Source organism: Streptomyces tremellae, assembly GCF_039540215.1.
Classification (GTDB): Bacteria; Actinomycetota; Actinomycetes; order Streptomycetales; family Streptomycetaceae; genus Streptomyces; species Streptomyces tremellae.
The window spans coordinates 46,279-52,439 of the sequence record NZ_BAABEP010000026.1 but is presented as its reverse complement, the minus strand read 5'-3'; the positions used below and the strand labels follow the sequence as shown (position 1 = coordinate 52,439).

Here is a 6,161-nt window from a genome sequence, read left to right as displayed (position 1 = left end):
GGGTCGCACCGGAACAGGCTCGCGTCGCAGCCGGACCGCGCCGGACCGGGTCGCACCGGAACAGGCTCGCGTCGCAGCCGGGCCGCACCGGACCGGGTCGCACCGGAACAGGCTCGCGTCGCAGCCGGGCCGCACCGGACCGGGTCGCACTGGAACAGGCTCGCGTCGCAGCCGGGCCGCACCGGATCGGGGCCACGTCCGGCTCGCGTCGCAGCCGGGGCGCACCGGAACCGGCTCGCGTCAGAACCGGGTCACGTCCAGCTCGCCGTTGGCGTACTGCCGCCTGATCACCTTCTTGTCGAACTTCCCGACGCTGGTCTTCGGCACGGACTCCACCAGCGCCCAGCGCTCCGGCACCTGCCACTTGGCTACCTGCCCCGCGAGGAAGTCGCGCAGCTCCTCGTAGCCGGCGCCGGCGCCCTCCTTGAGGACGACGGTGGCGAGCGGGCGCTCGCCCCACCGGTCGTCGGGCACGGCGACCACCGCGGCCTCGGCGACGGCGGGATGCCCCATCAGGGCGTTCTCCAGGCCGACGCTGGAGATCCACTCGCCGCCCGACTTGATGACGTCCTTGGCCCGGTCGGTGAGGGTGAGGTAGCCGTCGGGGCTGATGACGCCGACGTCGCCGGTCCGCAGCCAGCCGTCCGGGCTGAACTTGTCGTCCGGCGTGAGCTCCGCGCCCGCGCTTCCGCCGTAGTAGGCGCGCGCCACCCAGGGGCCCCGTACCTCCAGTTCGCCCGCCGACTCGCCGTCCCAGGGCAGGAGAGCGCCGTCGGGCCCGGCGAGGCGCGCCTCGACGCCGATGGGGAAGCGGCCCTGTGTGACGCGGTAGGGCCACTCCGCCTCGGGGGTGAGGCCGGGCGGCGGGTACGAGGTGGTGCCGAGCGGCGAGGTCTCCGTCATGCCCCAGGCGTGCAGGAGGCGCACGCCGAGCTTGTCGTACGCCTCCATCAGCGACGGCGGGCAGGCGGCGCCACCGATGGTGACGCGGTACATCGACGACAGGTCGCGCGGGCGCTCGGTGACCTCGGTGAGCAGGCCCTGCCAGATGGTGGGGACCGCGGCCGCGTGGGTGGGCCGCTCCTGTTCGATCATGTCGGCGAGCGGCGCGGGCTGGAGGAACCTGTCGGGCATCAGCATGCTCGCGCCGACCATGAACGTGGCGTGCGGCACGCCCCACGCGTTGACGTGGAACTGCGGCACGACCACCAGGGACAGGTCGCGCTCCGTCAGGCCGAACGCGGCGGCGGTGGTGGCCTGCATCGAGTGCAGGAAGATCGAACGGTGCGAGAACACCACGCCCTTGGGCTCGCCCGTGGTGCCCGAGGTGTAGCACATGGCGGCGGCGGAGCGCTCGTCGAGGTCGGGCCAGTCGAAGGCGTCGAAGTCGGGTGAGTGGCGGGCGATGAGCTCCTCGTAGTCGTGCACCTGCGCGTCCGCCCCGGCGAGCAGCGAGAGGTCGCCGGGGCCGCTGACGACGACGTGCTCGACGGTCGGCAGGTGGGGCAGGAGGGGCGCGAGCAGCGGCAGCAGCGAGCCGTTCACCACGATCACGCGGTCTTCGGCGTGGTTCGCGATGTAGATCAGCTGCTCGGGCGGCAGGCGCAGGTTGAGCGTGTGCAGGATCGCGCCCATGGCCGGGACGGCGAGGTACGCCTCGACGTGCTCGGCGTTGTTCCACATGAGCGTCGCCACCCGCTCGTCGTCCCGTACCCCGAGGTCGGCGCGGAGCGCGGCGGCGAGTTGCACGGCCCGGCCGCCTGCCGCCGCGAAGCTCCTGCGCTGCGGCTCGCCCTCCCCTGTCCAGGTGATGATGCGGGATTTGGCATGGATCGTCATCCCGTGACGGAGGATGCGGGTGACGGTCAGCGGTACGTCCTGCATGGTGCTCAGCACGGCGTCCTCCCGGGAACGGTGGTCCACGGCCCGCGGTGGCGGCTGCGGGGGATGCCTGGATTCTGCGCGGTGACCGGCGCGAAAGTCACTACCCGGGAGTAGACCATCCGATCTTCATCCGGTCGGCCCGATCTTCGTCCGGTCGGCCTTCCGGTCAGGGGGCGGGTCTTCGTACGGTCGGCCTTCATCCGGTTCACAGGGCCGGGTCTTCGTCCGGTCGGCCTTCCGGTCAGGGGAGCGGGCGGCCCGTTCGGTCAGGGGACCGGCGCGAGCTCCGGGTCCTCGCGGAGTTTGGCCAGGGCGCGGGAGACCGCGCTCTTGACGGTGCCGACCGAGACGCCCATGACCTCGGCGGTCTGGGCCTCACTCAGGTCCTCGTAGTACCGCAGGACGACCATGGCGCGCTGCCGGTCGGGCAGCCGGGTGACCGCGCGCCACATCGCGTCGTGCAGCACCTGGCGCTCGGCGACGTCGGGCGCCCCGCCCTGCGCGCGGGCCGGCTCGGGCAACTCCTCGCAGGCGAACTCGTCGATCCTGCGCTTGCGCCACTGCGAGGTGCGGGTGTTGACCAGCGCACGGCGTACGTAGCCGTCGAGGGCGCGGTGGTCCTCGATGCGCTCCCAGGCGACATACGTCTTGGTGAGCGCGGTCTGCAACAGGTCCTCCGCGTCGAGCGGATTCGCGGTGAGGGAGCGGGCGGTGCGCAGCAGTACGGGCCCCCGCGCCCGTACGTACGAGGAGAACGACGCGTACGGTGCGTGGCCGTGGCCGGCGGCTCCGGAAGCGCTCGTGCGGACAGGCGTGGTCATGTGCACCACGCTAGGAGCGGCGGCGCTCCCGGGGATCGGCCCCAGGTCCCGAAGCGGGGTCCCCCTCAGGGTGTAGGGCCCAGGGAAACCCCACCTCCTGTGGGTGGAGGCAGCGCGGGGTCACCCTCGGGGCCGGGCCCGCGAGTCGCCGGCGCACGGCCGCACGGGGAGGCGCGGGGAGGCCGCGCCCCCCGCGCCCTCCGGGGCGCACGGGGATGCCGGGGCGCGGGGCGTGTGGGGGGTGGGGGGTGCCCGGGGGGCGGGGACGCCGGCCGGGCGCCGCGGGGCGCGGGCGCGGGCGTACGAGCGCGGGCGTACGAGCGCGGCGGTCCGCGCGGGGTGCTCCCACACCCTTCGCGCGGACCGCCGCTGTCACCGCTCGGTCAGTCCCCCCGGCCCCCCGGGCCGGGACCGCTCACCACAGGTGGTGGAAGGCCACCGTCACGTTGTCGTTGTGCTGGTCGATGGCCGTGAAGGCGGAGCCGATCACATTGGCCGTGTTGTTCTGGTTCGACGCACCGGCACCGGTCGCCACCTGCTGCGTGGTGGTGGAGTTGCCGTAGTTGTTGTGCCCGACGCCGCTGCCGGCGAGGGTCGCCACGGTCGCGTTCGATCCGTCGTCCGCGACGCTGCCGTTGTCGGCCGAGGCGACCCCCGTGAACAGCGCGGCGGCGAGGGGGAGGGCGGCGACAGCTGCGATGACGCGGGCGGTGCGGATGCTTGCCATGTCTTGTTCCTCCAGAGAACCAGATGTACAGCGGTTGCCGCGGGTGCGGCAGGTCCTGCGGGCCCTGCGCCTGCTGTGGGACCACGGGACCGTGTACTGCGGGATGCAGCGTGAACTTCGGCTTTTTACGGGGCAGTTGGCCGACCACCCCGGTCCTGCTCTCGACGTCGCGAGATCAGAATTGCCCACCGAATCCCCGGCGAACCAGACCGGAGGGATCTATTCCCTCGCAAGCGTGAGGACTTGTCGATAAACCCCTTTCCTGACTTCAAGGGGGCGTTCCGGTACGAGAGCGGACACCGGACCCCTTTCCGCGCAAGAGCTGAACCGTTCCGGCAGCCAATCGGCGCGCCAGGCGCACCCCGGCGCGTCGCGCTGCCGTCGAGCGACCCGATCCGAACAAGTAATCGAATCTCTCTTCCACCCGATCGAACGGATGTGCGAAAATGAACGCATGGCCACCACCGCCCGGCACGCCGCAACCCTGGCTCTCGCGCACGCGCTCTCCGCCGCCGAGCGCGGGCTGCCCGTCTTCCCCCTGTCTCCCACCAAGCTCCCCGCCCTCCGCTCGCCCCACCGTGGTCAACCGGGGCACGTCAGCTGCCGCGGCGAGTGCGGCCTGCCTGGTCACGGCGTGTACGACGCGACCACGGACCCCGTCGCCGTCCGGGCCCTGTTCGACGCCGCGCCCTGGGCCACGGGGTACGGGATCGCCTGCGGGCGGCCCCCGTACCACCTGATCGGCATCGACCTCGACATCAGCGGCCACGAGCCGGCCGCCGGTACCACGCCCGACTCCGTCGCGGCGCTCCAGCAGCTCGCGTTCGAACACCTCTTCACGCTGCCGGAGACGGTCACCGTCCTCACACCGAGCGGCGGCCGGCACATCTGGCTCAGGGGCCCCGCCAACGTCGTCGTCCCCAACTCCGCGGGCCGCCTCGCCCCCGGCATCGACGTGCGGGGCGGCGGCGGCTATCTGGTCGGGCCCGGCTCGGTCGCCACGCGCGGCGCGTACCGCCTCGCCCCTGGTACGGCCGATCTCAGCGCGCCCGCGCCCTGCCCGCGCGCCCTGCTACGGCTCCTCACGCCCTCGGCGCACGCCGGGCACTGCGGGCACCCGCCTCATGGGCAGTCGGCGCGCCAGGGCGAGGGCCTGGTGCAGTTCGTCCTCGCCTCGCACGAGGGGCAGCGCAACACCCGCCTGTTCTGGGCCGCCTGCCGCGCGTACGAGCACGGCTTCGGCGAGGCGCTCGCCGACACCCTCGTCGAGGCCGCCCTCCACACCGGCCTGACCGAACGCGAGGCGCGCGCCACGATCGCCTCGGCGCGGCGGCTGACGTTGGAGCGCTGAGGGCGGGCGCCGGGGGCGCGCGCCCGGCGCCCGCCCCGGTCGAGCAGGGCGAACGGCGGCGGCTCGGCCACCGCGGGCAGGGGGAGCGGCGGGCCCGGCCGCCGCGGGCGGGGGAGCGGCGGGCCCGGCCGCCGCGGGCTCCCTCGGCGGGCGGAGTGGGCCCGGCTGCGACGGGCTTCCTCGGCGGGTCCGGCTGCCGCGGGCTTCCTCGGCAGGCGGAGTGGGCCCGGCTGCCGCGGTCCGGCGGCCGTAGGCAGGACGTGGCGAGCGCGGGCAGGACGTGGCCGCGGGTGCGCCTGGTGCGCCCCGCGGCCACGTATGCCCTACGCCGTACGCCTACCGGAACCCGTACCCCCTGGACCCGCGCGCGTGACGGGGTTCAGGAGCTTCAGGAGCGGGGCGGCGTGTCCCCGCGGCCCGGTATGTGGCCCTTCTTGCCGTCCTCGGTCGTGGTCTCGGCCTCGATGCGCTCCTTGCGGACCGTACCCTTGACCGTCTGCTGCTCGACCTTCTCCTCGGTCGTCAGCCGGACCCGTTCGACGGGCTCGGTGCGCATCTCCACCACCGGGCGCTCCTCGTGCAGCGTCACCACGTGGTCGGCCTCGGAGATGTCCTCGCCGCGCAGCGCCGCGTCACGGTTCTCCTCCGTGATGGGCTCCCGTACGACACGCACCTCCTCGTGGCGCACGGGCACGGTCTGCTGCTGCTCCTCCGTCACCACGTACTTGTGGAGACGGGCCTGGCCCGCGTCGCGGCGCTCCGTGGTGACGTGCATCCGCTCCTCGGAGCGGGTCATCGCCACGTCCTCCGCGGCGGTGTCGCCGCGGCCCGCCGCGCCCTCCTTGCCGAGGCCCGAGGTGCCGCCCGTACGCGACTGCCGCAGCGCGGCGCTGTCGCCCCGGGTGCCGGCGCCGCCCGCCGCGTCGCCCGCGGCCGGACCCCTCCGGCCTGCCGCGCCCGCGGCGCCCGCGCCGCCCATCGCGGCCACGCCGCCCTTGGCGTCGGGACCCGCGTCGGTCTTGGCGTGCTTGCCGCCCTGCCGCTGGTCGCCCGCACCGCCGCCGTCGAGGCCGTAGTACCGGTACAGCCGGTGCTCCTCCTGCTCGGAGAGGTGGCCGCCCGCGTCGATGTCCACGTTCGGCGCGTCCTTGACCTGGTCCCTGTCGTAGGGGACCTCCAGGTGGTCCTGCACCAGATTGGCGTCGTGCATGGGGATGAACGACTCGCTCGAGCCGAACATCCCCGTCTTCACGGTGACCCACTCGGGATTCCCCGTGGCGTCGTCGTAGAAGACGTGCTTCGCACTACCGATCTTGTTCCCGTCGGCGTCGTAAACGGGGTGGTCCAGGACCGCGGGGATCTGTTCCTGTGTGATCAT

General features: G+C 73.5%; 5 protein-coding genes. 1 reads left to right on the top strand and 4 read right to left on the bottom strand.

From position 1 onward, the window contains the following. Positions 1–240: 240 nt before the first annotated feature. From ABEA77_RS18705 to ABEA77_RS18695, 3 genes are all read right to left on the bottom strand, one after another. Entirely contained in the window at positions 241–1,896 is a 1,656-nt protein-coding gene (locus tag ABEA77_RS18705; protein ID WP_345648582.1) for a long-chain fatty acid--CoA ligase, read from the bottom strand. A gap of 254 nt (positions 1,897–2,150) precedes the next feature. Further along, positions 2,151–2,705 (bottom strand): SigE family RNA polymerase sigma factor, encoded by a 555-nt coding sequence (locus tag ABEA77_RS18700; protein WP_345648580.1) that lies wholly within the window; start codon positions 2,703–2,705, stop codon positions 2,151–2,153. A gap of 415 nt (positions 2,706–3,120) precedes the next feature. Further along, positions 3,121–3,432: a hypothetical protein gene (locus ABEA77_RS18695; protein ID WP_345648578.1), complete on the bottom strand. Its 312-nt coding sequence runs from the start codon at positions 3,430–3,432 to the stop codon at positions 3,121–3,123. Positions 3,433–3,886: 454 nt separating this feature from the next. Here ABEA77_RS18695 and ABEA77_RS18690 point away from each other — a divergent pair, with 454 nt between their 5' ends. Next, positions 3,887–4,783: a bifunctional DNA primase/polymerase gene (locus ABEA77_RS18690; RefSeq protein WP_345648577.1), complete on the top strand. Its 897-nt coding sequence runs from the start codon at positions 3,887–3,889 to the stop codon at positions 4,781–4,783. A 388-nt stretch (positions 4,784–5,171) separates the two neighbouring features. Here ABEA77_RS18690 and ABEA77_RS18685 read toward each other — a convergent pair whose 3' ends face one another. After that, positions 5,172–6,161, bottom strand: a complete 990-nt coding sequence (locus ABEA77_RS18685) for a DUF2382 domain-containing protein (RefSeq protein ID WP_345648575.1) — start codon at positions 6,159–6,161, stop codon at positions 5,172–5,174.